The 23365-nt window shown below is 66.1% G+C and carries 20 protein-coding genes; 14 read left to right on the forward strand and 6 right to left on the reverse strand.

Going from position 1 to position 23365, the window contains the following annotated elements; translation table 11 throughout:
* Positions 1-58 precede the first annotated feature (58 nt).
* The 10 genes from AB4Y42_RS26425 (at position 59) to AB4Y42_RS26470 (ending at position 11146) form a co-directional block, all read left to right on the forward strand.
* Positions 59-778 carry a GNAT family N-acetyltransferase gene (locus tag AB4Y42_RS26425; protein WP_368695805.1) on the forward strand — a complete coding sequence of 240 codons (720 nt, stop codon included), beginning with the start codon at positions 59-61 and terminating at the stop codon, positions 776-778.
* Positions 779-1225: an N-acetyltransferase family protein gene (locus AB4Y42_RS26430; RefSeq protein WP_368695806.1), complete on the forward strand. Its 447-nt coding sequence runs from the start codon at positions 779-781 to the stop codon at positions 1223-1225.
* Between the two features lie 201 nt (positions 1226-1426).
* A complete protein-coding gene (gene deoC, locus AB4Y42_RS26435; RefSeq protein ID WP_368687299.1) occupies positions 1427-2440 on the forward strand; it encodes a deoxyribose-phosphate aldolase in 1014 nt (337 codons plus the stop codon).
* A gap of 13 nt (positions 2441-2453) precedes the next feature.
* On the forward strand, positions 2454-4835 hold the full coding sequence (locus tag AB4Y42_RS26440) for an aldehyde dehydrogenase family protein (protein ID WP_368695807.1): 2382 nt from the start codon (positions 2454-2456) through the stop codon (positions 4833-4835).
* A 42-nt stretch (positions 4836-4877) separates the two neighbouring features.
* Positions 4878-5357, forward strand: a complete 480-nt coding sequence (locus tag AB4Y42_RS26445) for an RbsD/FucU family protein (RefSeq protein WP_368695808.1) — start codon at positions 4878-4880, stop codon at positions 5355-5357.
* The gene (gene rbsK, locus AB4Y42_RS26450) at positions 5354-6295 is read left to right on the forward strand and encodes a ribokinase (protein WP_368695809.1); all 942 of its coding nucleotides are present in this window, start codon (positions 5354-5356) and stop codon (positions 6293-6295) included. Before AB4Y42_RS26445 ends, rbsK begins: the two co-directional genes overlap by 4 nt.
* Before the next feature lie 39 nt (positions 6296-6334).
* Complete coding sequence (locus AB4Y42_RS26455; protein WP_368695810.1) at positions 6335-7372, forward strand: ABC transporter permease; 1038 nt, start codon at positions 6335-6337, stop codon at positions 7370-7372.
* A 102-nt stretch (positions 7373-7474) separates the two neighbouring features.
* Positions 7475-8479, forward strand: a complete 1005-nt coding sequence (locus AB4Y42_RS26460; protein WP_069267015.1) for an autoinducer 2 ABC transporter substrate-binding protein — start codon at positions 7475-7477, stop codon at positions 8477-8479.
* Between the two features lie 73 nt (positions 8480-8552).
* Entirely contained in the window at positions 8553-10073 is a 1521-nt protein-coding gene (locus AB4Y42_RS26465) for a sugar ABC transporter ATP-binding protein (RefSeq protein WP_368695811.1), read from the forward strand.
* A gap of 29 nt (positions 10074-10102) precedes the next feature.
* Positions 10103-11146 carry an ABC transporter permease gene (locus AB4Y42_RS26470; RefSeq protein ID WP_368695812.1) on the forward strand — a complete coding sequence of 348 codons (1044 nt, stop codon included), beginning with the start codon at positions 10103-10105 and terminating at the stop codon, positions 11144-11146.
* 54 nt (positions 11147-11200) lie between these two features.
* Here the strand turns inward: AB4Y42_RS26470 and AB4Y42_RS26475 are convergent, their stop codons facing one another.
* Positions 11201-11929 carry a DeoR family transcriptional regulator gene (locus tag AB4Y42_RS26475; RefSeq protein ID WP_368695813.1) on the reverse strand — a complete coding sequence of 243 codons (729 nt, stop codon included), beginning with the start codon at positions 11927-11929 and terminating at the stop codon, positions 11201-11203.
* A gap of 251 nt (positions 11930-12180) precedes the next feature.
* Between AB4Y42_RS26475 and aldA the strand changes: the two genes are divergently transcribed.
* The 4 genes from aldA (at position 12181) to AB4Y42_RS26495 (ending at position 18016) form a co-directional block, all read left to right on the forward strand.
* Positions 12181-13602, forward strand: coding sequence for an aldehyde dehydrogenase (gene aldA, locus AB4Y42_RS26480; RefSeq protein ID WP_368695814.1), 1422 nt, complete (start codon positions 12181-12183; stop codon positions 13600-13602).
* A gap of 200 nt (positions 13603-13802) precedes the next feature.
* The gene (locus AB4Y42_RS26485; protein ID WP_368695921.1) at positions 13803-15101 is read left to right on the forward strand and encodes a nitrate/nitrite transporter; all 1299 of its coding nucleotides are present in this window, start codon (positions 13803-13805) and stop codon (positions 15099-15101) included.
* Positions 15102-15104: 3 nt separating this feature from the next.
* On the forward strand, positions 15105-16322 hold the full coding sequence (locus AB4Y42_RS26490) for a mandelate racemase/muconate lactonizing enzyme family protein (RefSeq protein ID WP_368695815.1): 1218 nt from the start codon (positions 15105-15107) through the stop codon (positions 16320-16322).
* Positions 16323-16339: 17 nt separating this feature from the next.
* Positions 16340-18016: a GMC family oxidoreductase gene (locus AB4Y42_RS26495; protein ID WP_368695816.1), complete on the forward strand. Its 1677-nt coding sequence runs from the start codon at positions 16340-16342 to the stop codon at positions 18014-18016.
* On the opposite strand, the gene AB4Y42_RS26500 is transcribed toward AB4Y42_RS26495, so the two are convergent.
* From AB4Y42_RS26500 to AB4Y42_RS26520, 5 genes are all read right to left on the reverse strand, one after another.
* Positions 17989-18867 (reverse strand): LysR substrate-binding domain-containing protein, encoded by an 879-nt coding sequence (locus AB4Y42_RS26500; protein WP_368687479.1) that lies wholly within the window; start codon positions 18865-18867, stop codon positions 17989-17991. The genes AB4Y42_RS26495 and AB4Y42_RS26500 overlap by 28 nt on opposite strands.
* Positions 18868-18954: 87 nt before the next feature.
* The gene (locus AB4Y42_RS26505) at positions 18955-20127 is read right to left on the reverse strand and encodes an MFS transporter (RefSeq protein WP_368695817.1); all 1173 of its coding nucleotides are present in this window, start codon (positions 20125-20127) and stop codon (positions 18955-18957) included.
* A gap of 10 nt (positions 20128-20137) precedes the next feature.
* Positions 20138-20962 carry a glycine betaine/L-proline ABC transporter ATP-binding protein gene (locus AB4Y42_RS26510; RefSeq protein WP_368687288.1) on the reverse strand — a complete coding sequence of 275 codons (825 nt, stop codon included), beginning with the start codon at positions 20960-20962 and terminating at the stop codon, positions 20138-20140.
* Between the two features lie 89 nt (positions 20963-21051).
* Entirely contained in the window at positions 21052-22017 is a 966-nt protein-coding gene (locus tag AB4Y42_RS26515) for an ABC transporter permease (RefSeq protein ID WP_368687287.1), read from the reverse strand.
* Between the two features lie 60 nt (positions 22018-22077).
* The gene (locus AB4Y42_RS26520) at positions 22078-23115 is read right to left on the reverse strand and encodes an ABC transporter substrate-binding protein (protein ID WP_368687286.1); all 1038 of its coding nucleotides are present in this window, start codon (positions 23113-23115) and stop codon (positions 22078-22080) included.
* Positions 23116-23365 lie beyond the last annotated feature (250 nt).

Consider the following 23365-nt stretch of genomic DNA (forward strand, 5'->3'; position numbering starts at 1 on the left):
ACATGCGGTAACTTAACGCGGATATGGTTACGTCCCGCGCACGAGGAGCTTGTCACGCATGTCAGCAAGACTGAACGAATTCCAGCAGCCCATTGGCGACCCGGTCACCGGCTGGCAGCCGCGCGAACGGCCTGCGCGTGTGACGATCGAGGGCCAGTTCTGCCGTATCGAGCCGATTGACCTCGACCGCCACGCCGCCGATCTCTTCGAAGCCTACGGCACGGCGGCCGACGGGCGCGACTGGACCTACCTGTTCGCCGAGCCGTTTACCGACTTTGCCGCGTTTCGCGAATACCTCGCGAAAGCCGCGGCTTCGAGCGACCCGTTCCATTACGCCGTGATCGACCGCGCGAGCGGGAAAGCCGTGGGCACGTTCGCGCTCATGCGCATCGAGCCGGTGCATGGCGTGATCGAAGTGGGCAGCGTGACGTTTTCGCCGCGCCTGAAGCAAACGCCGCTCTCCACCGAGGCGCAGTACCTGCTGATGCGCTACGTGTTCGACGACCTTGGCTACCGGCGCTACGAATGGAAATGCGACAGCCTCAACGCGCCTTCGCGCAAGACGGCGCTGCGTCTGGGCTTCCAGTTCGAGGGCATTTTCCGCCAGGCGATCGTGTACAAGGGCCGCAACCGCGACACCGCGTGGTTCGCGATCATCGACCAGGACTGGCCGCTCGTGAAAGCCGCGTTCGAGCAGTGGCTCTCGAACGAGAACTTCGACGCGCAAGGCCGGCAGCGCGCGTCGCTTGCGAGCTTGAGAGAAGCTGCAGCCCCCTGAATGTCCGGGGCGATCCTTATCCGCGAAGTCGCGCCCGCCGATCGCGACGCGTGGTTCGGCCTCTGGGCGGGCTACAACGCGTTTTACGAGACGACCGTCGCGCCGCACGTCAGCGAGCGCACCTGGCAGCGCATGCTCGATGCGAACGCGCCGGTGTTCGCGCGAGTCGCCGAAGTCGAGGGACGGCTGTTGGGATTCAGCCTTTGTGTGCTGCATGAAGGCACATGGGTCGATGCACCCATTTGTTACCTCGAAGACCTGTTCGTCGATCCCGCTTGCCGTGGCCAGGGTATAGGCAGGCGGCTCATCGAAGACATCATCGCACTGGCGCGTTCGCGCGCCTGGTCGCGTCTTTACTGGCATACGCGCGAGGACAACCCCGCGCGCAGGCTCTACGACGAATTCGCGCAAGCCGACGATTTCGTACGGTATCGGTTGCAGTTCTAAACCACTCTCAGGATGAGGCGCGCGCGTGCGCGCAAACGCAGGCTCCGGGCGAAAGCCGAACGTGCGGGCCGGCGTTCCCACGTCCTGAGCCCGATAGATAGGATTGTAACGAGTATTGTCACGATCATTTCATCGGTATAGGATGAGTGCGAATAAACCACCACGGTTTGATGTGCATTGCACAAATTCGCCACCCAGCCCATGTCAGAAGCCTCAACGAACTCGCTCGTCGTGCTGCGCGGCGCGCCCGCCCAGCATGCTGCGCATGTCGCGCGCAACGCCGGCGTGGCGTTCGACGCGGCGTGGCTCGACGCCCTGCGCGTCAACCAGTCCGCCGTCGAGCGGCGCACGGCCACGCTCGGCACGCGCCGCGCGGTCAAGAAGGACGCGCAGGCCGCGTGGCTCCTGAAGGCCATCACCTGCATCGATCTCACCACGCTCAACGGCGACGACACCGAAGGCCGCGTGCGCCGCCTGTGCACGAAGGCGCGCCACCCCGTGCGCGCCGACCTGCTCGCGGCGCTCGGCTTCGCACCCGACGCCATCACGACAGGTGCGGTGTGCGTGTACCACCGCTTCGTCGCGGCCGCCGTCGACGCGCTGGCGGGCAGCGGCATTCCCGTCGCGGCCGTCTCCACCGGCTTCCCGGCGGGCTTGAACCCGCACGCGCTGAAGCTCAAGGAAATCGAGGCCTCCGTTAAGGACGGCGCCGAGGAAATCGACATCGTCGTCACGCGCGAGCACGTGCTCACCGGCAACTGGCGCGCGCTCTACGAGGAAGTGCGCGAGTTTCGCGCGGCCTGCGGCGACGCGCATCTGAAGGCGATTCTCGCCACGGGCGACATTCGTGTGCTGTCGAACATCGCCCGCGCGTCGATGGTCTGCATGATGGCGGGCGCGGACTTCATCAAGACGTCCACTGGCAAAGAAGGGACCAACGCCACGCTCGACGTTTCGCTCGTGATGGTGCGCATGATCCGCGAGTACCGCGAGCGCACTGGCGCGCTGGTGGGCTTCAAGCCCGCGGGCGGCGTATCGAACGCCAAGACCGCGCTTGCGTACCAGATCCTCATGAAGGAAGAGCTGGGGCGGCCCTGGCTCGAGCCCGAGCTGTTTCGCTTCGGCGCGTCGAGCCTGCTCGCCGACATCGAGCGCCAGCTCGAACACCATGTGAGCGGCCGTTATTCCGCCTTCCACCGCCACCCCGTAGCCTGAGCAGACCATACCGATGAGCGTAGCCGAGTATTTCCGAACGATGGATTACGGTCCCGCCCCCGAGGACGATCAGCCCGTGCGCGCGTGGCTCGCGCAGCACGAGGCCGCGTTTGGGCATTTCATTGACGGCGCGTGGCGCGAAAGCGCCGATGGTGCGCGCTTCGAAGTGCGTGCGCCCGCCACGGGCGAAGCGCTTGCCGCCGTGGCGCAGGGCGGTGCGGCGGACGTAGCGGCGGCCGTTGCGGCAGCACGCGCGGCGCAGCCCGAGTGGTACGCCATGGGCGGCGCGGCGCGCGCGCGGCATCTCTACGCGCTCTCGCGCATGGTGCAGCGCCACAGCCGCCTCTTCGCGGTGCTCGAGGCGCTCGACAACGGCAAGCCGATTCGCGAGGCGCGCGACATCGACGTGCCGCTCGTGGCGCGCCATTTCCTCCATCACGCGGGCTGGGCGCAGCTTCAGGACAGCGAGCTGGAAGGCTGGTCGCCGCTTGGCGTGATCGGCCAGATCGTGCCGTGGAATTTCCCGCTGCTGATGCTCGCGTGGAAAGTGGCGCCCGCCATCGCGCTCGGCAATTGCGTGGTGCTCAAGCCCGCCGAATACACGCCGCTCACCGCGCTCCTGTTCGCCGAACTGGCGCATCGCGCCGGCCTCCCCAAGGGCGTGCTCAACGTGGTGACGGGCGACGGCAGCACGGGCGCGGCGCTCGTCGAGCATCCCGGCGTCGACAAGATCGCCTTCACCGGTTCGACCGAAGTGGGCCGCCTCATCCGCACCGCCACGGCCGGCACGGGCGTGTCGCTCACGCTCGAACTGGGCGGGAAGTCGCCGTTCATCGTGTTCGACGACGCCGACCTCGACGGCGCCGTGGAAGGCGTGGTGGACGCCATCTGGTTCAACCAGGGCCAGGTCTGCTGCGCGGGTTCCCGGCTGCTGGTGCAGGAGGGCGTCGAGGCGCGCTTTCTCGAGAAGCTCAAGCGCCGCATGGCGACGCTGCGCGTCGGGCCCTCGCTCGACAAGGGCATCGACATTGGCGCGATCGTCGATCCGGTGCAGCTCGAACGCATCGAGTCGCTCGTCGAAGCCGGGCGGCGCGAAGGCTGCAACGTGTGGCAGCCGCGCGAAGTCGAACTGCCGTCGGGCGGCTGCTTCTATCCGCCGACGCTCGTGACGGGCATCGGGCCCGCCTCGACGCTCGCGCAGGAAGAAATCTTCGGGCCGGTGCTCGCGGCCATGAGCTTTCGTACGCCGGAAGAGGCCGTGGCGCTCGCCAACAATTCGCGCTATGGCCTCGCCGCGAGCGTGTGGAGCGAGACCATCGGGCGCGCGCTCGACATTGCGCCGCGCCTGCAGTGCGGCGTGGTGTGGATCAACGCGACGAACCTCTTCGACGCGAGCGTGGGCTTCGGCGGCTACCGCGAGTCGGGCTTCGGGCGCGAGGGCGGCCGCGAAGGCGTATTCGAATATCTGAAGCCGGCCGCATGGAGCAAGCTGCCGGTGCGCGCGCAACGTGAAGTGCGCCCGCCGGCACCCGACTTTACGCACGCGGGCAGCGGTCTCGATCGCACTGCGAAGCTATTCATCGGCGGCAAACAGGTGCGGCCCGACAGCGGCTATTCGCACGCTGTCTACGCGCCGAATGGCGAATGGGTGGGCGAAGTCGGCGCGGGCAGCCGCAAGGACGTGCGCGACGCCGTTGCCGCCGCGCGCGGCGCGGGCAAGTGGACGCAGACGAGCACGCACGCTCGCGCCCAGGTGCTGTACTACCTCGCGGAAAACCTGAGCGCGCGCGCCGAAGAATTCGCGCGGCAGCTCACGCGCCGCGCCGGGCACGACGCGCGCGCAGCCGGGCGTGAAGTGGAGATGGCGATCGACCGGCTGTTCAGCTATGCGGCGTGGGCCGACAAGTTCGATGGCGCGGTGCATACCCCGCCGTTGCGCGGCGTCGCGCTCGCCATGCACGAGGCGCTGGGCGTGGTCGGCATCGCTTGCCCCGACGAAGCGCCGCTGCTCGGCTTCATTTCGCTGATCGCCCCGGCGCTGGCGATGGGCAATCGCGTCGTGGCGCTGGCGAGCGAGGCCTGCCCGCTGGCGGCAACGGACTTCTATCAGGTCGTGGAAACCTCGGATGTGCCTGCGGGCGCGCTCAACATCCTGACCGGCGAGCGCGCCGCGCTGCTGCCCGCCCTCGCGAAGCACGACGACGTGGATGCGCTCTGGTGCTTCGGCACGGCGGCCGATTCGTCCCTCGTGGAGCGCGAGTCGATAGGCAATCTGAAGCGGACCTTCGTCGATCATGGCCGCGAGGTTGACTGGTTCGACCGGACGAGCGCAGGATTGCCGTTCCTGCGCCATGCCGTGCAGGTGAAGAACATCTGGATACCGTACGGCGACTGAGCGCTTCGAACAAGAAAACGCCAGATCAATGGAGACAAAAGCATGCTGAAGAATCTCGACCCGCTTCTGAACGCCGATGTCCTGCAAGCGCTGCGCGCGATGGGTCACGGCGACGAACTCGTCGTTTGCGACGCCAACTTTCCCGCCGACTCCGTTGCGCGCGCCACGGTGCTCGGCAAGCTCCTGCGCATCGACGGCGCCGATGCGCCCCGCGCCGTGCGCGCGATCCTCTCCGTGCTGCCGCTCGACACCTTCGTCGAAGCCTCGGCCATGCGCATGGAAGTGGTCGGCGAACCCGACACGATTCCCACCGTGCAGCACGAAGCGCAGGCCGAAGTCGACGCCGCGGAAGGCCGCGCGGTGCCGTTCGCGCCCATCGAGCGTCATGCGTTCTATGCGCGCGCCCGCAAGGCCTACTGTGTGATCGCCACGGGCGAAACGCGCGGCTACGGCTGCTTCGTGTTCACCAAAGGCGTGCTGCTCGCACCCGACGCGCCGCGCGCCAGGGAGCACGGCCAATGAGCGGACGCGTCGTCATCCTCGGCATCTATGTGACCGATCTGGCGTTCCGCGCGAGCCGCATGCCGATGATCGGCGAGACGCTCGCCGGATCGGCATTCGCGATGGGGCCGGGCGGCAAGGGCTCGAATCAGGCCGTGGCCGCCGCGCGCGCGGGCGCGCAAGTGGTGTTCTGCACGCGCGTGGGCAACGACGCGTTCGGCGACATCGCGCGCGCGACGTGGGCCGCCGAAGGCATCACGGCGCGCACCCAGGCCGCGGACGGACTGGCCACGGGCGCGGCGCACATCTTCGTGGACGACACGACGGGCATGAATGCGATCATCGTCGCAGCGGGCGCGGCAGCCGCGATGGAGCCCGGCGACGCCGAAGCGATCGAAGCCGATATTGCGGCCTCCCAGGTATTCGTCACGCAGCTGGAACAGCCGCTCGCGGCAGCGCGGCGCGGCCTCGAACTCGCGCGCCGGCATGGCGTGAAGACGGTGTTCAATCCGGCGCCCGCCATGGCGCTCCCCGACGACATCTTCCCGCTGTGCGACTACATCACGCCCAATGAGACCGAGGCGCAGGCGCTCACGGGCATCGAGATCCGCAACGCCGACGACGCGCGCCGCGCCGCCGACGTGCTGCTCGCGAAGGGCGCGGGCGCCGTCATCGTGACGCTCGGCGAAGCCGGCGCGTTGCTCCATACGCGCGATGCTTCGGTCCTGCTGCCCGCCTTCAACTGTGGCCCGGTGGTGGAGACGGCGGGCGCGGGCGACGGCTTCACGGGCGGCTTCGCGGCGGCGCTCGCGCGCGGCGACGACGCGCTCACGGCCACGCGTTTCGGCTGCGCGCTGGCGGGCATTTCCGTCACGCGCCCCGGCACCGCGCCTTCCATGCCGCGCAAGGAAGAAGTCGACGCGATGCTCGCGCGCACGGCGAGCGCCAGCGCGCATTGAACGTTGCCAGGTGAAAACACACCGCAAAGGATGAGGTCCATGAAGTCTGCACTCTTTGCCAAATGGTTCGGCGACCGGCAGTTGAACTTCCTGCTGGCCGTGAACCTGCTGGTCGTGCTGGTCGCGGTCTGGGTGTCGCGCGGGCAGTTCGTCGGTATCGACAACCTGCAGTCGATGGGCGCGCAACTGCCCGAAGTCGCGCTGCTCGCGCTCGGCATCATGCTCTCCATGCTGTCGGGCAACGGCGGCATCGACCTGTCCGGCGTGGGGCTCGCGAATCTTTCGGGCATGATCGCCGCGCTGGTGGTGCCGCGTTTCGTGAGCGGCGACGATTCGCCCGCGCTTTATACGGCGCTCTTCATCGTGATCGTGCTTGGGATGGGGCTCCTTGGCGGCCTGCTGAACGGCGTGGTGATTGCGCGCCTCGGGCTCACGCCCATTCTCTGCACGCTCGGCACGCAGCTGCTTTTCACGGGCTTCGCGGTGGCGCTGAGCAACGGCGCTTCCGTGCACGTGGATTACGTCGAACCGCTCGCCGATATCAGCAACGGCACGTTCTTCCAGGTGCCGATCTCGTTCCTGCTATTCGTGGCCGTGGTCGTGCTGCTGGGCTGGCTGCTCAGGCGCACACCGTTCGGGCTGCGCCTATACCTGATGGGCACGAACCAGCGCGCGGCGTTTTATGCCGGCATTCCGCGCGCGCGCATGCTGATCATGACCTACGCGATGTGCGGCGTGCTCGCCTCGCTCGCGGGGCTCGTGAGCGTTTCGCACACGCTCAGCGCGAAATGGGACTACGGCAATTCCTATCTGCTGATCGCCATTCTCATTGCGGTGATGGGCGGCGTGAATCCCGCGGGCGGCTACGGACGCATCATTTGCGTGTTCTTTGCCGCGACGGTGCTGCAATTCCTTTCGAGCCTCTTCAATCTGATGGGCGTTTCGCAGTTTTTCGGCGACTGTGCCTGGGGCTTCCTGCTGTTGCTCTCGCTCGCGTTCGCGGGCGGCGAGCGGGTGCGCGCGATTTTCGGTCTCGGTGGCTCCGCGTCCGCCGGCAAAGGGCGGACCTCGGGCTGACGGGCTGAACCGTGTAGCAGGCGGGCCTCGAGCCTCGGAGGTCCGCCGCCATCTCTTTCGGGGCGAAGGCTAATCGGCTATAAAAAAACGGAGACATCGAACATGAAGATCAAGCGACTCAGTGTGGCGATCACGGCGTGTGCACTTGCCGCTGGCATGGCGGCCGTGGCGTATGCGGCGGAAAACCCGACCATCGTCACGGTGGTGAAGGTGACGGGCATCAGCTGGTTCAATCGGATGGACGACGGCGTCAAGGAATTCGGCAAGGACAACCCGAAAGTTTCGGTCTACCAGACGGGACCGGGCCGCGCGGACGCCGCGCAGCAACTGAAGATCATCGACGACCTGATCGCGAAGAAAGTGAGCGCGATCGCCGTCGTGCCGTACGACCCGCCGACGCTCGAACCGGCGCTCAAGAAGGCGATGGACCGCGGCATCAAGGTCGTCACGCACGAAGCCGACAACGAAAAGAACACGATGGTCGACGTCGAGGCGTTCGACAACTCCGCCTACGGCGCCGCGCTCAACGACCGCCTCGCCTCGTGCATGCACGACGATGGCAAGTGGGCGACCATGGTCGGCTCGCTCGGCAGCCGCTCGCAGGTGCAGTGGGCCAATGGCGGCATCGACAACGCGAAGAAGAAGTTCCCGAAGATGCAGCTCGTCGAGACCAACCTCGAAACCAACAACGACGGCGAGCACGCGTATGAAGTGGCCAAGGAAGTGCTGCGCAAGCATCCGGACATCAAGGGCTTCCAGGGCTCGTCGTCGCTCGACGTGATCGGCATTGGCCGCGCCGTCGAGGAAGCGGGCCTGCAGGGCAAGATCTGCGTCTATGGCACCGGCCTGCCGACCGAGGCCGGCAAGTACCTCGAAAGCGGCGCGATCAACGGCATCGCGTTCTGGGATCCGAAGCTGGCCGGCATCGCCATGAACAAGATCGCGATGATGCTGATCGACGGCAAGACCGTGGAGAACGGCGCGAACCTCGGCCTGCCGGGCTACGAAAAGGTCACGGTGTCGAAGGGTCCGGGCAAGGGCATCATCGTGCGCGGCCAGGGCTGGGTGAGCGTCGACAAGTCGAACTACAAGCAATACAACTTCTGATCGGAGGAAGGTGGCGCGCGCAGCGGGCTTGCAGCCCGGCGCGCGCTTCGTCGCAACGTCACGAAGAGACGACATGGCTTCAGAACCGTTATTGCAGGTGCTCGGCGTGCATAAGCGCTTCACGGGCGTGCATGCCCTGCGCGGCGTGACGCTCGCGTTCGAGCGCGGGCAGATCTATCACCTGCTCGGCGAGAACGGGTGCGGCAAGAGCACGCTCATCAAGATCATCTCCGGCGCGCAGCCGCCCGACGAAGGCGAACTGGTGATCGACGGCGCGCGCCACGCGCGGCTCACGCCGCTCGAATCGCTGGCGGCGGGCATCGAGACCGTGTATCAGGATCTTTCGCTGCTGCCCAACATGAGCGTGGCCGAAAACATCGGACTCACGACCGAGCTCGCGGAACACGCGGGGCGTCTCGCGCGCACGTTCGACCGCCGCGAACTGGCCCGCACGGCCGAGCGCGCCTTGAAGGCCGTGGGCCTGCCGGGCGACGCCGAGTTTCAGGCGACGCTCATCGAACAACTGCCGCTCGCTACACGCCAGCTCGTGGCGATTGCGCGCGCCATTGCGAGCGAAGCGAAGTTCGTCATCATGGACGAGCCCACGACCTCGCTCACGCAAAAGGAAGTGACGAACCTCATCGCCGTGCTCGGCCAGTTGCGCGCGCAGGGCGTGACCGTGCTGTTCGTGAGCCACAAGCTCGACGAGTGCTATGCAATTGGCGGCGAAGTGATCGTGCTGCGCGACGGACAGAAAGTGACGCAAGGCCCGATCACGAACTACACGAAGGCGCACTTGAGCGAACTGATGACGGGCCGCGAGCTTTCCACCGAACGCTACCGCAGCGTCGCCGCCGAAGCCGAGGTGCTGCTCGACGTTCGCGGCCTCGGTCGCGCGGGCCTCTTCAGCGACGTGTCGTTCACGCTGCATCGCGGCGAGATTCTCGGCGTGACGGGCCTGCTCGATTCGGGCCGCAACGAACTCGCGCGTGCGCTTGCGGGCGTCGCGCCTGCCGATGCGGGCGAGATCGAGCTCGAAGGCCGCGCGATCAAGCTTTCGACACCGGGCGATGCGCGGCGCGCACGCATTGGCTATGTGCCGGAAGACCGCCTGAATGAAGGCCTTTTCCTCGACAAGCCGATTCGCGACAACGTGATCACGGCGATGATCGCGAGCCTGCGCGACCGCTTCGGCCAGATCGACCGCACGCGCGCACGCGCGTTGGCCGAAAACACCGTGAAGGAACTGCAGATCGCCACGCCCGATGTGGAGAAGGCCGTGCAGTCGCTCTCGGGCGGCAACCAGCAGCGCGTGTTGATTGGCCGCTGGCTCGCCATCGACCCGCACGTGCTGATCCTGCACGGGCCGACCGTGGGCGTGGACGTCGGCTCGAAGGACATCATCTATCGCATCATGCAGCGGCTCTCGCAGCGCGGCATCGGCATTCTGCTCGTCAGCGACGACCTGCCCGAGCTGCTGCAGAACTGCGACCGCGTGCTGATGATGCGTAAGGGCCGCCTCGCCGAAGAGCATCACGCCGATGGCCTGACCGAGGCCGAGCTGTACCGCGCGCTGCTTGCAGAGGCAGCCTGAATTCCGCGTAACGTTTTGCCGGACACCGCATGAGCATGAATCAGACAATGAGCACGTCGTCCAACACCGTCGAAGTCGCGCGCCAGAGTGTGCCGCTCAACTGGCGCGCGAAGCTCGCTCGCAATCCCGAGTGGTTCACGGCCACGCTGATCGTCATTACCTGCGTGATCGTCGCTTCCATCAACCCGCGCTTCTTCCAGTGGGCCACGCTGTTCGACCTGCTGCACTCGGCCACGATCACGTCGCTGTTCGCGCTCGGCACGCTCGTCGTGCTGGCGTCGGGCGGTATCGACGTGTCGTTCACGGCGATCGGCGCGCTCACGATGTACTCGATCACGAAAGCCGTGTTCGCGTGGTGGCCCGACGCGCCGTTCGCGCTCATTCTGCTCACGGGCGCCGTGGCCGGTATCGTGCTCGGTGTGATCAACGGCATGCTCGTGCACCGGCTGCAGGCGCCCTCGCTGATCGTGACGATCGGCACGCAGTACCTCTATCGCGGGCTGCTGCTCACCTTCGTGGGCACGACGTTCTTCATGAACATCCCGCACAGCATGGATCACTTCGGCCGCATTCCGCTCATCGCCTACAAGACCGCCGATGGGCTCAACGCGGTGCTGCCGGTTTCGGCGATCGCACTCGTGGCCGGCGCGCTTCTCACCTGGTGGCTGCTCAATCGCACGATGATGGGGCGCGGCGTCTACGCCATGGGCGGCAGCACGGCGATTGCGGAGCGGCTCGGCTTCAACCTGCGCGCGATCCGCTTGTTCGTGTTCGGCTATACGGGGTTTCTCGCCGGCGTGGCAGGCATTTTGCACGTGGCGAACAACCGGCTTGCCAATCCGTTCGACCTCGTGGGTTCGGAACTCGACGTGATCGCGGCGGTGATTCTGGGCGGCGCGCGCATTACGGGCGGCAGCGGCACGGTCGTGGGTACGCTGCTCGGCGTGGCGCTCGTCACGCTCATCAACAACGTGCTGATTCTCGTGGGCGTACCGAGCACGTGGCAGAAGGTGATTGTCGGCGCGTTCATTCTGGTGGCCGGTACGCTGTTCGCGCTGCGCCGGCGCGGCTGAGCCGGCCGGCTATAGTTGCGACCGGCGCCGCGCGGCCGGTCGGCGCAGATGCGCTTATGCGCTGTGCGCGCGCAGCGTCTGGCCTTTCTCGGTGATGACGGAGTTGAAGTCGTCGAGCTGGGAAAAGCGCCACGCCTTCACGATGCCGTACTTGCTGGCATCCACAACGAGATGGCTTTCCACGGCGCCGGCCATCGCGGCCTGCTTGAGCGCCACTTCGTGGAAGTTCCAGCAGGTTACGCCGCGCGCGGCGTCCACGCCGCCCGCTGAAATGAACGCCTTGTTGATGCCCATGCGGCGCAGCGTTTCCAGGCTCTCCTCGCCGGCAAACGAGTCCGACGACGGCACATACACGCCTCCCAGCAAGATCATGCGCACATTGGGCATGCGCCGCAGGATCTCGGCCACGTTGAGCGAATAGCACACCGCCGTGATTTGGAGCTGCGAAGGGATGAGGCGCGCGAGGGCGGCAAGCGTCGTGCCGCAGTCGATGAACACGGTGTCGTTCTGCGCGATGAGCCGCGCCGCGTGCGCGGACGCTTGCGCCTTGGCCTGCGCGAAGTGGTCCTTTTCGTGTTCGAGCGAGTAGCCGGCGGTATTGGGCACGTCCTGCGCGCTCACGATATAGCCGCCCAGATACGTGAAACGCTCGGGATTCGCGGCGATGTCGCGCCGCACGGTCATCTCGGAGACACCAAGCACGCTGGCTGCATCGCGCAGATGCATGACGTTGTGTTTTGCGAGCGCGTCGGCAAGGGCGCGCAGCCGGTCGGTTTTGGCCATGGAGTGGGTGCTGCGCCGGAGCGTGCTGCGTTCCGGCGAACGTTAGATTTGTTTCGTACGCTTGAGCGAATTATAACAAGCAAGGCGTGCGATGGCCACGCGCTTTGACTCCTGCCACCCCCGCGCCGGCTTCGGCGAGCATGCGTTTTTCGCATGCTCCGCTCGACAATTAATCGTTTGTGGCGTCCCGATGCCGCACGGATACTGCCCTTTCTCATGAAGCGGCGGCAACGCCAAACCGGCAGCAATCCATGCGATCAGACCTCAATTTCATCAATGGGCAGTTCGTCGGCGCCGAAGGGCCGCAGATCGCTGTCCATAACCCGGCAACCGGCGACGCGATCGGCCATGTGAGCGCCGCGAGCGCCGCCGACGCGGTGCGCGCGGTCGTGGCCGCCAGGGCCGCGCAGCGCGCCTGGCGCAAGTTGCCCGCCGCCGAACGCGGCGCGATCCTGAACCGGTTTGCGGACGCGATCGTGGCGCGCGCGCCGAAGATCGGCGCGGCGCTTGCCGCCGAGTCGGGCAAGAGCGTCGCGGACGCGGCCGCCGAAGCGCAGTACGCCGCCGAAATCCTGCGCTACCACGCGCAGTGGGCGCGCCGCATCGAAGGCGAGGTGATTCCAAGCGACAGCGCGAACGAAAACCTCATTCTCATGCGCGAGCCGATCGGCGTGGCCGCGTGCCTGATTCCGTTCAATTTCCCGGTGTACACACTACTGCGCAAGGTCGCGCCGGCGCTGATCACGGGTAACGCGGTGGTCGTGCGGCCGAGCAACAACACGCCGTGCTCGGCGTTCGAAGTAGCACGCGCCGCGCAGGAAGCGGAACTGCCCGCGGGCATTTTCAACGTGCTGGCCATGGACCACGATACCGCCGCCGTGCTCTGCACGCAGGCGGACGTCGGCATGATCACGCTCACGGGCAGCGTGAGCGCGGGCCGCAAGGTGCTCGATTACTGCAAGGAAAATATCGCCAAGCCTTCGCTGGAGCTGGGCGGCAAGACGCCCGCGATCATCGAAGACGACGCCGATCTCGAAGCGGCCGCAACGGCCATCGTGCGCTCGAAGACCACGCATTGCGGCCAACTCTGCACGGCGATCGAACGCGTGTACGTGCACGCTTCGGTGCATGACCGCTTTGTCGCGCTGCTGCGCGAGAAGATGAGCGCCGTGCGCTTCGGCGACCGCTCCGAAGACGCCGCCCGCATGGGTCCGCTCGTGAGCGCGAGCGCACGCGCCGCGATCCACGCGATGGTCGAGCGCGCGGTAGCCGAAGGCGCGAAGCTCGAAACGGGCGGTTACGTGCCCGAAGGCAAGGGTCATTTCTATCCGCCTACCTTGCTCACGCATTGCCGCCAGGACATGGAGATCGTGCAGGAGGAGATCTTCGGCCCGGTGCTGCCGGTGCTTGCGTACGAGACGCTCGACGACGCGCTGCGCATGGCCAACGATCACCAGTTCGGCCTTTCGTCGGTGCTCTTTACGGAGCGCTACCGCACGACCCTGCGCGTCGCGAACGAAATCGAAGCCGGCGAACTGTACGTGAACCGCACGCCTGCGGACCCGTATCAGGGCTATCACGCGGGCTGGAAGCGCTCGGGCCTCGGCGGCGATGACGGCAAGCACGGCATGCTCGAATTCACGCAGACACGCCTTGTCGTGATGCCGTTCTGATCATTCGAGATACTGATTAATCGCAGCAACGGCGCCCCTCGAACTGGGCGTCGCAGATAAAGAAAAGACGCCTCGCGCGGGCAACCGCCCGCGTGCCGGTCGACAGCTTTGCATGGGACCAGAGTAAGCGCTAAAGCGCTAACTCTGGTCGACAGGAGACAATCTTGCAGAAGTCCATTGGAAAGCCCAATGCGCCGGCAATGCCGCGCGCCGAAACCTCATCGCTCACGCCCGCCGCAGCGGGCTCCATGCAGCGCTACGTGCAGTTGCTGCTGCTCGTGCTCGCCGCGGGCGGTATCTATCCGCTGTTGTATCTGCGCCAGGTCTACCAGACCACGATGCTCGATGTCCTGCACATCGACAACGCTCAGCTCGGCTATCTCTACTCGGTGCTCGGCATCGTGTTCTTCGTCTGCTATCTGCCGAGCGGCTGGCTCGCCGACCGCGTCGCACCGCGCCTGTTGATCTGCTTTTCGCTCATCGGCACCGGGGCGCTGGGCCTCTGGTACTCCACCGCGCCGTCATTCCATACGCTACTCGCGATCTTCTGCCTCTGGGGCGTCACGACCGGCCTCACGTTCTGGGCCTCGGTGCTCAAACGCGTGCGCATGATCGCGGCGGCGAACGAACAAGGCCGCTTCTTCGGCCTGCTCGACGGCGGACGCGGACTCGTCGAGGCGCTGCTCGCCACCGCCGCGCTCGCGCTCTTCGCCGCTGCCACCGGCTCGGGACGCGGCGAAGCGGTGGGCCTGCGTCACGTGATCTATCTGTATTCCTTCACGTGTATCGCACTCGGCGCGTTGATGAGCTTCTTCAAGGACCCCGCGCCCGCGCAGGCCGAAAGCAAGCCGGTCGAGACGAATGCGAACGGTTCGCTGTGGCGCGATCTCGCGACGCTCGCCGCGATTCCCCAGCTCTGGCTCATGGCCGCCGTGGTGTTCTGCGGCTACCAGATCTTCTGGGCCACTTACAGCTTCTCCGCATATCTCCAGCAGGGCGAGATGCATATGAGCGTCGTGGCGGCCGGCATGGTCACCACCGCGAAGCTCTGGATGCGCCCCATCGGCGGCATTGGCGGCGGCTTTCTCGGCGACCGTCTTTCGAACCTGCGCGTGCTGATCTGGGCGCTGTTCCTGGCTGTCGCGGGCCTGATCGGCCTGATCCTGCTGCCCGCGCTGCGCAACATGGCGCTGCTCGGCGCGGTGGTGTTGTTCATCGGCCTCATGACTTACGCGATTCGCGGCCTCTACTGGACGCTGCTCGATTACTGCGCGATTCCCATGCGCATCACGGGCCTCGCCATCGGTCTCGTTTCGTTGATCGGCTACTCGTCGGACATCTTCCTGCCGCTCGTGAACGGCTATATCACCGAGCACTATGCGGGCATGGCCGGCTACCAGATCTATTTCGCCTATATCGCCGCCATCGGCACGCTCGGCGGTATCGCCGCGCTCGTGCTCAAGCGCATGACCCACTCCAACCTGCCTGAAACAGCCTGAACCATGAAAGTCGTTGCAATTGAAACGAACGTCGTCGCGGTGCCGCCTCCGCACCTCGGCGGCATGTACTGGATCTTCGTTACGCTGAAAACCGATTGCGGCATCGAAGGCGTGGGCGAAATCTACGCGGCCACGTTCCATCCCGACGTGATGGTGAGCGCGATCGAAGACGTCTTCACGCGCTATCTGTTGGATCACGATCCGCACCGCGTCGAGCGCCTGTTCCGCGAGGGCTATTCGAGCGGCTTCACGCAGCGCCCCGATCTCACGATGATGGGTATCGTGAGCGGCCTCGAAATGGCATGCTGGGACATCATCGGCAAGGCGGCGGACAAGCCCGTGTACGAACTGCTCGGGGGCATGGTGAACGAGCGGCTGCGTTCGTACACCTACCTGTACCCGAAGAATGCGCAGGGCGAATACGATTACGACGACCCCGATCTCGCCGCCGAATGTGCGGCCGAGAACGTGAAGCGCGGTTTCACCGCGGTCAAGTTCGACCCGGCGGGTCCGTACACGGCCTATTCGGGGCATCAGCTTTCGCTCGAAGTGCTCGACCGGTGCGAAACGTTCTGCCGCAAGGTCCGTGAAGCGGTGGGAAGCAAGGCCGATCTGCTGTTCGGCACGCATGGCCAGATGGTGCCTTCTTCGGCGATCCGGCTGGCGAAGCGGCTCGAAAAATACGACCCGCTGTGGTTCGAGGAGCCGGTGCCGCCGGGCCAGGAAGAGGCCATCGCCAATGTCGCGAAGCACACGTCGATTCCCATTGCCACGGGCGAGCGCCTCACCACCAAATACGAATTCCACAAGCTGTTGCAGGCGGGCGGTGCGTCGATCCTGCAGCTGAACGTCGCGCGCGTGGGCGGCCTGCTCGAAGCGAAGAAGATCGCGACGCTCGCCGAAGTGCACTACGCGCAGATCGCGCCGCATCTCTACAACGGGCCCATCGGCGCGGCGGCCAGCATTCAGCTCGCGGCCTGCACGCCGAACTTCCTGATTCAGGAAAGCATCGGCACGTGGGATGGTTTCCACGCGCAAGTGCTCAAGCAGCCGATTCAGTGGGAAGACGGCTACATCATCCCGTCGAAGGCACCGGGTCTGGGCGTCGAACTCGACATGGACGTCGTGCGCGCGCACTCGCCTTATACGGGCAAGCGTCTGCATCTGCAGATGGCGAGCCAGCCCGCCGACGTGCGCGATACCTCGCCCGCACGCGGCTGATCTGCCGGAGCACTCAGATGAACTACGACTACATCATCGCCGGCGCCGGATCGGCGGGCTGCATTCTCGCGGAACGGCTCTCCGCTTCCGGGCGTCATTCGGTGCTGCTGCTCGAAGCGGGCGGACCCGACACGTCGTTCTGGTTCAAGATCCCGATCGGGTTCGCCAAGCTGTACTACAACAAGCAATACAACTGGATGTATTACAGCGAGCCGGAGCCGGAGCTTGCCGGCCGGCAGATCTACGCGCCGCGCGGCAAGGTGCAGGGCGGCTCGGGCGCGATCAACGCCATGATCTACGTGCGCGGCGCCGCGCGCGACTACGACGACTGGGCCGCGGCGGGCAATGCGGGCTGGTCGTACCAGGAAGTGCTGCCGTACTTCCGCAAGCTCGAATCGCATCCGCTCGGCGACACGCCCTGGCACGGCGCGAACGGCCCGGTGCGCATCACGCCGATGAAGGAAGGCGCGCATCCCGTTTGCCGCACCTTCGTCGAAGGCTGCACGCAGCTCGGCTACGAGCGCAACGACGACTTCAACGGCGCACGGCTCGAAGGCGTGGGCATCTACGATGTGAATACGCGCGACGGCAAGCGCGATTCGAGCAGCGTGGCCTACCTGCATCGCGCGGGGCAGCGCTCGAACCTGAAGATCGAGCATCATGCGCGCGCCACGCGTGTGCTGTTCGACGAGGCTAAAAAACGCGCCATCGGCGTGGAGATCGTGCAGCAAGGCATGAAGCGCACGTTTCGTGCAAATCGCGAAGTCATCGTCGCGGCCGGCGCGGTCGATTCGCCCAAGCTGTTGCAATTATCGGGTGTGGGCCCGCGCGAGCTGCTCGCGAAGCACGGCATCGACATGGTGCACGAGCTGCCAGCGGTGGGGCAGAACCTGCAGGACCATCTGTGCGTGAGCTTCTACTATCGCTCGCGTGTGAAAACGCTCAACGATTCATTCGGCAGCTGGACGGGCAAGCTGAAGTTCGGGCTGCAATACGTGTTGCAGCGCAAGGGTCCGTTCTCGATGAGCGTGAACCAGTCGGGCGGCTTCTTCCGCACGAGCCAGGATGAGGCGCACCCGAACATGCAGGTGTACTTCAATCCGCTTTCGTACCGGATTCCCAGATCGAACCGGGCGCAGCTCACGCCGGAGCCGTACTCGGGCTTTCTGGTCTGCTTCAATCCTTGCCGGCCCACGAGCCGCGGCTCGGTCGAGATCGCTTCGGCGAACGTGGAAGACGCGCCCAAAATTCGCGGCAACTACCTCTCGACGCAGAAGGACCGCGACGAGGCGATTGCGGGCAGCCGCCTCGTGCGCAAGCTGATGACGGCGCGCGCGTTGCAGGGCATCACCGAAGCCGAGGTGACGCCCGCGGGCGAAGTGACCGACGACGCGAGCATGCTCAAGTTCTTCCGCGAGCAAAGCGGTTCGATCTATCACCTGTGCGGTAGTTGCGCGATGGGGCCGGACCCGCGCACGTCAGTGGTGGACGCACGCCTGCGCGTGCATGGCATCGAAGGCTTGCGTGTGGTGGATGCATCGATCTTCCCGAACATCACGTCGGGCAACACCAACGCGCCGACCATGATGATCGCGGAAAAGGGCGCGGACATGATTCTTGAAGACGCCGATCACGCCATCGCCGCAAAGGCCATCGAGCAGGGCCGTCAGCGCATGGCCGCCACTTCGTCCTGAAGCCATTGCCGGAAAAGCCGGAGCGGCTTCGAAGCCTTCTGTTCGGGCCGCACCACGAACCAGTAGGACTGGCGGCCGTCCACGTGGATGTCGCGCACGGGCGCGAGCAGCCCCTGGGCCAGTTCGTGTTCGATCATGTGGCGGTCGGCCATCGTCACGCCGAGCCCTTCGATGGCCGCGCGGATCGCATGGTCGAGCAGGTCGAATTCGTAGCCGCCCGACGTGTCCACGTCCTCGATGCGCGCCGCGTCGAGCCAGTGCCGCCAGGTGAGGTAGCGCTGATTGTCGCCCGCGAGCACATGCAGCAAGGTCTGCTGCGTGAGGTCGATTGGGCCGTGCGCGAGCAGCGCGGGCGCGCACACGGCGATGTGCGATTCGTGCATCAGCAGCGAGCTGTCGAGGCCTTCCCATTCGCCATCGCCGAAGCGGATCGCGCAGTCCAGCGCCGTCGAATCGGCCAGACTGTCCTGCAGATGCGTGGTGAGGCTCAGTTCGAGCTCGGGATGGCGCGCCTGCAGGCGCGTGAGGCGCGGCACGAGCCAGCGGCTCGCGAAGGTGGGCGGCGCGTTCACGCGCAGGCGGTTGAGGTCGCTCTTCTGCTGGATCGTGCGCACCGTCACTTCGATGCGGTCGAACGACTGCTGGAGCGTGCGCAGCAACGCACGCCCGGCTTCGGTCAGTTCGAGCCGGTGATGATGGCGCTCGAGCAGCGCCTCGCCAAGCTGTTCTTCGAGCTGGCGCACCTGGCGGCTCACCGCGCTCTGCGTCACGTTCAGCTGTTCGGCGGCGCGGGTGAAGCTGCCGCTCGTGCCTGCCGCCTCGAACGCCTTCAGGGCGTTCAGCGCCGGCATCTTTCGCTTCAAGGTCGTCTCCTCGCTCCGGGCGCCTCGAAACGACGCCTCCTGCAAACGACGCAGTATACCGGGCCGCGCCGCCATTCAGACGCCCCGCGCGCGTGACAGCGCCGCGAGCGCGAGCGTGACGACGAGCGCGAACACATAGAGCCCGCCCGCCCCGAGAAGACGCATGAACAGCGAAGCGACGGTGGGACCGGCCGCGCCGCCGAGCGAGAAGACGAGCAGCAGCGTCGCGCTCGTCTGCACGCGTCGCGCCTGATCGACACGGTCGTTCACGTCGGAGACGATCACGCCGTAGAGCGTGAAGGTGAGCGCCACGTAGAGAAACAGGATCGTGTCGACGAGAACCGGCGCGCGCAGGACGGCGAGCGCCGCGGCCGCGCCCGCGGAGACGAGCGAGATCAGGCCGAGGGTGGCGCGCCGCCCGAGCCGGTCGGAGAGCCGCCCCACGGGCCATTGCGAAAGCAGGGCACCGATCAGCACGACGCCCATGGCGCGCGAAATCCCGCTGTCCGGATAACCGATGCGCGCGAGATACACCGGCGTGAGCGCGTAGAACGCGCTGGAAAGCAGCCCCGCGCCGACGCAGGCCGGCACGCTGCGCGGCGCGACGCGGTGCAGTTCGCGCAGGCCGTCGAGCAGCAGCGTGGGGCGCTTCGGCGTGGCGAGCGCGGAAGCCGGCGCCGTGGCCACCGGCGCGGGCGGCGCGGCTCCGGCCGACTGCCACTCGCCGATCAACGCCACCGGGATGAGCGCGGTCACGAACAACCCGTTCACGAGCGCATGCTCGAAAATGCCGCCGGGCGCGCCCACGCCCAGCAGGAACTGCCCCGCGCTCACGCCGAGATACGTGAGCACGAGATAAAACGCGAATGCCCGCCCGCGCCGTTCGTTCGGCACGGCGCCGTTCACGCCGCTCTCGATCGAGGTGAACACGCCGACCATGCTGAAGCCGGTGATGAGCCGCAGCACGGCCCAAATGTCGGGGGAATCGAAGGAGAGATAGCCGAGCGCCGCGAGTGCGGCGAGCGCGCCAAAGCCGATGAAGGCGCGCTGCGGCCCGATGCGCCCGACGATCGGGCCGAGCCCCAGCGCGCCGATGATGAAGCCGACGTAATAGCACGATTGCACGAGGCCGACGTCGAGCGCGGTGCGCTCGCCGTGCAGCATGCGCAGCGAGATCAGCGTCGTGAGGAGGCTGTTCCCGCAAACGAGGATCGTATAGCCGCCCAGCAGGCCGATGAGCGCCCGCATCTACGGCGGCTTAGTGCGTCGTACCGGCGCGGCGCTCGACGAAGCGCCGCACGTAGTCGTCGGCGGGGCGGTGCAGGATGTCGTCGGGCGAGCCGCACTGGATCAGGCGGCCGTCGCGCAGGATCGCGATCTGGTTGCCGATGCGCAGCGCCTCGTCGAGGTCGTGCGTGATGAACACGATGGTCTTCTTGAGCGTGGCCTGGAGTTCGAGCAGCTGGTCCTGCATTTCGGTGCGGATGAGCGGATCGAGCGCCGAGAACGCTTCGTCCATCAGCAGCACGTCGGTGTTCGCGGCGAGCGCACGGGCGAGGCCGACGCGCTGGCGCATGCCGCCCGAAAGCTCGTCGGGATAGTGGTCCGCATAACCCGCGAGGCCCACCTTGCCGAGCCATTCGCGCGCGCTCGCGTGCGCCGCCGCTTTCTTTTCGCCGCGCGTAGCGAGGGCGTACGCGGCATTGTTGAGCACCGTCTGGTGAGGCAGGAGTCCGAAGCTCTGGAACACCATGCTCACGCCGTAACGGCGCAGATCGCGCAGGCCGTTGTCGGAGAGCTTGAGCACGTCCTTGCCGTCGATCAGGATCTCGCCCACGGTCGGCTCGATGAGCCGGTTGAAGTGGCGTACCAGCGTGGATTTGCCCGAGCCCGACAGGCCCATGATGACGAAGATCTGGCCCGAGCCGATCGACAGGCTTACGTCGTTCAGGCCTACGTTGCAGCGCGTCTTCTCGAGGACCTCGGCCTTGCCCGCGCCGCCGCGCAGCAGCGCGAGCGCGCGCTGGCTGGCTTCGCGCGTGCCGAAGATCTTGTAGACGTTCTTGACTTCGATGCCGCTCATGATCGTTACCTCATTCCATGCTCATTGCGTATGCGGGACGCGCCGGCCAGATTTCCGCCATTGTGCCGGCGCTTTTGCCTGCGCGTTCGTTACTTGGCCGGCTGGCTCGTCAGGTCGCTGCTGCCGGTCGCGCCGGCGCTTTCGCTCTCCTGTTCGCGAACGCGGCGAAACGGAATGCGCGAGGGTTGCTTCGATTTACGCGCGAGGCCGCGCGTGCGCCGGCCCTGCCCGTAACTCTGGCTGATGCGGTCGATCACGATCGCGAGAATCACGATGGCGACGCCCGCCTGCGTGCCCTTGCCCACGTCGAGCGTCTGAATGCCCGCGAGCACGTCTTCGCCAAGACCGCGCGAGCCGATCATCGAGGCGATCACGACCATGGAAAGCGCCATCATCGTGGTCTGGTTGATACCGGCCATGATGCTCGGCCGTGCGAGCGGCAACTGCACGCCAAACAGCAATTGCGTGCGCGTGGTGCCGAACGCGCGCGCGGCTTCGACGATTTCCGCATCCACGTGGCGGATGCCGAGATCGGTCAGACGAATGAGCGGCGGCAGCGCATAGACGACCGTGGCGAGAATAGCGGGCACCTTGCCGAGGCCGAACAGCATCAGCACCGGAATCAGGTACACGAAGCTGGGCAGCGTCTGCATGATGTCGAGCACCGGCAGCAGCACGCGGCGCAACCCGCTGCTCGAGGCCGCGAGGATGCCGAGCGGCACGCCGAGCACGACCGAGATGAGCGTGGCGACGACCATCAGCGCGAAGGTCTGCATGAGCTTGTCCCACAGCCCGAAGCAGCCGATCAGCCAGAGCAGCACGACGAACAGCAGCGCCACGCCGATGCGCCGCGAGGCATGCCAGCCGAGCAGGCCCACGGCGGCCAGCACGACGACGGGCGGCGTGGCGCGCAGCAGGCTTTCGAGCGGCACGAGCAGGTCGCGCAGCATCAGCACGCTGAAGTTGTGGAACGCGTCGCCGTAGCGCTGCACGAACGCGGCGACCTGATCGTTGACCCAGTCGGCGATCGAGAGGTGAAGAAAGGGAGATCCCATGGTGAGCCTCATTCTGCGTGTGTCATGTGATGCGGACCGTCGTGCGGCCAGTGTCGTTGCTTACGTGCGCAGGCCGGCCTGCACGCGCGCCGCGACTTCCGGCGTGACCCATTGTTTCCAGATTTCCGGATGCTGCTCGAAGAACGTGCGCGCGACCGTGGAGGCGTCGAGTTTCTTGTCGTGCATCTGCTGGACCAGTTGTTCGTCGAGCGTGAGCGGCAGGCTCACCTTGCCGAAGAACGCGACGGCGTCGGGCTCGGCGTCGTAGAACGGTGTGGAGACCGCGACCTTCAGATGCGAGACCTTGAATGCGGAGGCGCACGGCGCGCCCTTCGGATCGGCGATGGTGTCCCAGCAGGCGTCGGAATACGGCGCGCCCTCGAGTTGCACGAAGTGGTACTTCGCCATCAGGCCGGCGGGCTGCCAGTAGTAGAACAGAATGGGCTTGCCGCGCTCGTAGGCCGAGGCGATCGCCGCGTCTAGCGCGCCGCCGGTGCCGGGGCGGAAGTTCGTGTAGTCGTCGCCGAGCTTGTAGGCCGTCAGCAGGCGGTTGTTGAAGCGCTCGCAATCCCAGCCGGCGGGGCAGTTGTAGAAGCGGCCCTTGCCGGGCTCTTCGTCGTCCGTGAAGAGGGATTTGTACTGCGGCAGTTGCGCGACGGAGCGCAGTTGCGGCGCCATGGGCTTGATGCCGCGCTTCGCGTCGCCGTTGATCACGTAGTCGGGGACGTACCAGCCTTCCTTGTCGCCGCCGGGAATCAGTTCGCCTACGAGCTTCACGCTGCCGTCCTTCAAGCCGCGCGCGACGATGGGGCTGCGGCCCGTCCAGTGCTCGGCCCACACCTGCAGGTCGTTCTTCGTGAGCGCCGTTTCGGTGGCGGCCGTGGCGCCGGGCACGACTTCGGTCTTGCAGCCGTAACCCTTCTCCAGCACCGTGCGCACCATTTCGGTCATCAGCGCGCCGCTTTCCCAGGTGATTTGCGCGAGCTTCACGGTTTTGCCCGCCTGGCACCAGCCGGGGGCTGCAAAGCTGCTCGTGGCCGCGCCGGTCAGCGCGAGGGCGGCGGCAATACGCACGCCTGCCAGCGTGATACGTCTCATGTCGTCTCCAGTGATTGGAATTGTATGCGCGGGCCAGCGTGGGCCGCCGCTTTTCGAATCAGTCCGACCAGAGTCTAGCCGTGGCATTTCGGGTTGCGAAGCAACGAATAGTCATCGATGCATTACCTGATCTCATGCCACTTTCATCACGCGAATGATGCATGCGAGAGCGATGACTGCGCGTCATGCCCCCATGAGATTTCATAGCTTTTGGGCGCTTGCGGCGTGTGCTGGAATGCGTCTGACCAAA

Source organism: Paraburkholderia sp. EG286B, from assembly GCF_040965655.1.
Classification (GTDB): Bacteria; Pseudomonadota; Gammaproteobacteria; order Burkholderiales; family Burkholderiaceae; genus Paraburkholderia.

Excerpts from the sequence above, each read along its gene's own strand:
- AB4Y42_RS26425 (WP_368695805.1), top strand. The coding sequence starts at position 59 with ATGTCAGCAAGACTGAACGAATTCCAGCAGCCCATTGGCGACCCGGTC.
- AB4Y42_RS26430 (WP_368695806.1), top strand. The coding sequence starts at position 779 with ATGTCCGGGGCGATCCTTATCCGCGAAGTCGCGCCCGCCGATCGCGAC.
- deoC (WP_368687299.1), top strand. The coding sequence starts at position 1,427 with ATGTCAGAAGCCTCAACGAACTCGCTCGTCGTGCTGCGCGGCGCGCCC.
- AB4Y42_RS26440 (WP_368695807.1), top strand. The coding sequence starts at position 2,454 with ATGAGCGTAGCCGAGTATTTCCGAACGATGGATTACGGTCCCGCCCCC.
- AB4Y42_RS26445 (WP_368695808.1), top strand. The coding sequence starts at position 4,878 with ATGCTGAAGAATCTCGACCCGCTTCTGAACGCCGATGTCCTGCAAGCG.
- rbsK (WP_368695809.1), top strand. The coding sequence starts at position 5,354 with ATGAGCGGACGCGTCGTCATCCTCGGCATCTATGTGACCGATCTGGCG.
- AB4Y42_RS26455 (WP_368695810.1), top strand. The coding sequence starts at position 6,335 with ATGAAGTCTGCACTCTTTGCCAAATGGTTCGGCGACCGGCAGTTGAAC.
- AB4Y42_RS26460 (WP_069267015.1), top strand. The coding sequence starts at position 7,475 with ATGAAGATCAAGCGACTCAGTGTGGCGATCACGGCGTGTGCACTTGCC.
- AB4Y42_RS26465 (WP_368695811.1), top strand. The coding sequence starts at position 8,553 with ATGGCTTCAGAACCGTTATTGCAGGTGCTCGGCGTGCATAAGCGCTTC.
- AB4Y42_RS26470 (WP_368695812.1), top strand. The coding sequence starts at position 10,103 with ATGAGCATGAATCAGACAATGAGCACGTCGTCCAACACCGTCGAAGTC.
- AB4Y42_RS26475 (WP_368695813.1), bottom strand. The coding sequence starts at position 11,929 with ATGGCCAAAACCGACCGGCTGCGCGCCCTTGCCGACGCGCTCGCAAAA.
- aldA (WP_368695814.1), top strand. The coding sequence starts at position 12,181 with ATGCGATCAGACCTCAATTTCATCAATGGGCAGTTCGTCGGCGCCGAA.
- AB4Y42_RS26485 (WP_368695921.1), top strand. The coding sequence starts at position 13,803 with ATGCCGCGCGCCGAAACCTCATCGCTCACGCCCGCCGCAGCGGGCTCC.
- AB4Y42_RS26490 (WP_368695815.1), top strand. The coding sequence starts at position 15,105 with ATGAAAGTCGTTGCAATTGAAACGAACGTCGTCGCGGTGCCGCCTCCG.
- AB4Y42_RS26495 (WP_368695816.1), top strand. The coding sequence starts at position 16,340 with ATGAACTACGACTACATCATCGCCGGCGCCGGATCGGCGGGCTGCATT.
- AB4Y42_RS26500 (WP_368687479.1), bottom strand. The coding sequence starts at position 18,867 with ATGCCGGCGCTGAACGCCCTGAAGGCGTTCGAGGCGGCAGGCACGAGC.
- AB4Y42_RS26505 (WP_368695817.1), bottom strand. The coding sequence starts at position 20,127 with ATGCGGGCGCTCATCGGCCTGCTGGGCGGCTATACGATCCTCGTTTGC.
- AB4Y42_RS26510 (WP_368687288.1), bottom strand. The coding sequence starts at position 20,962 with ATGAGCGGCATCGAAGTCAAGAACGTCTACAAGATCTTCGGCACGCGC.
- AB4Y42_RS26515 (WP_368687287.1), bottom strand. The coding sequence starts at position 22,017 with ATGGGATCTCCCTTTCTTCACCTCTCGATCGCCGACTGGGTCAACGAT.
- AB4Y42_RS26520 (WP_368687286.1), bottom strand. The coding sequence starts at position 23,115 with ATGAGACGTATCACGCTGGCAGGCGTGCGTATTGCCGCCGCCCTCGCG.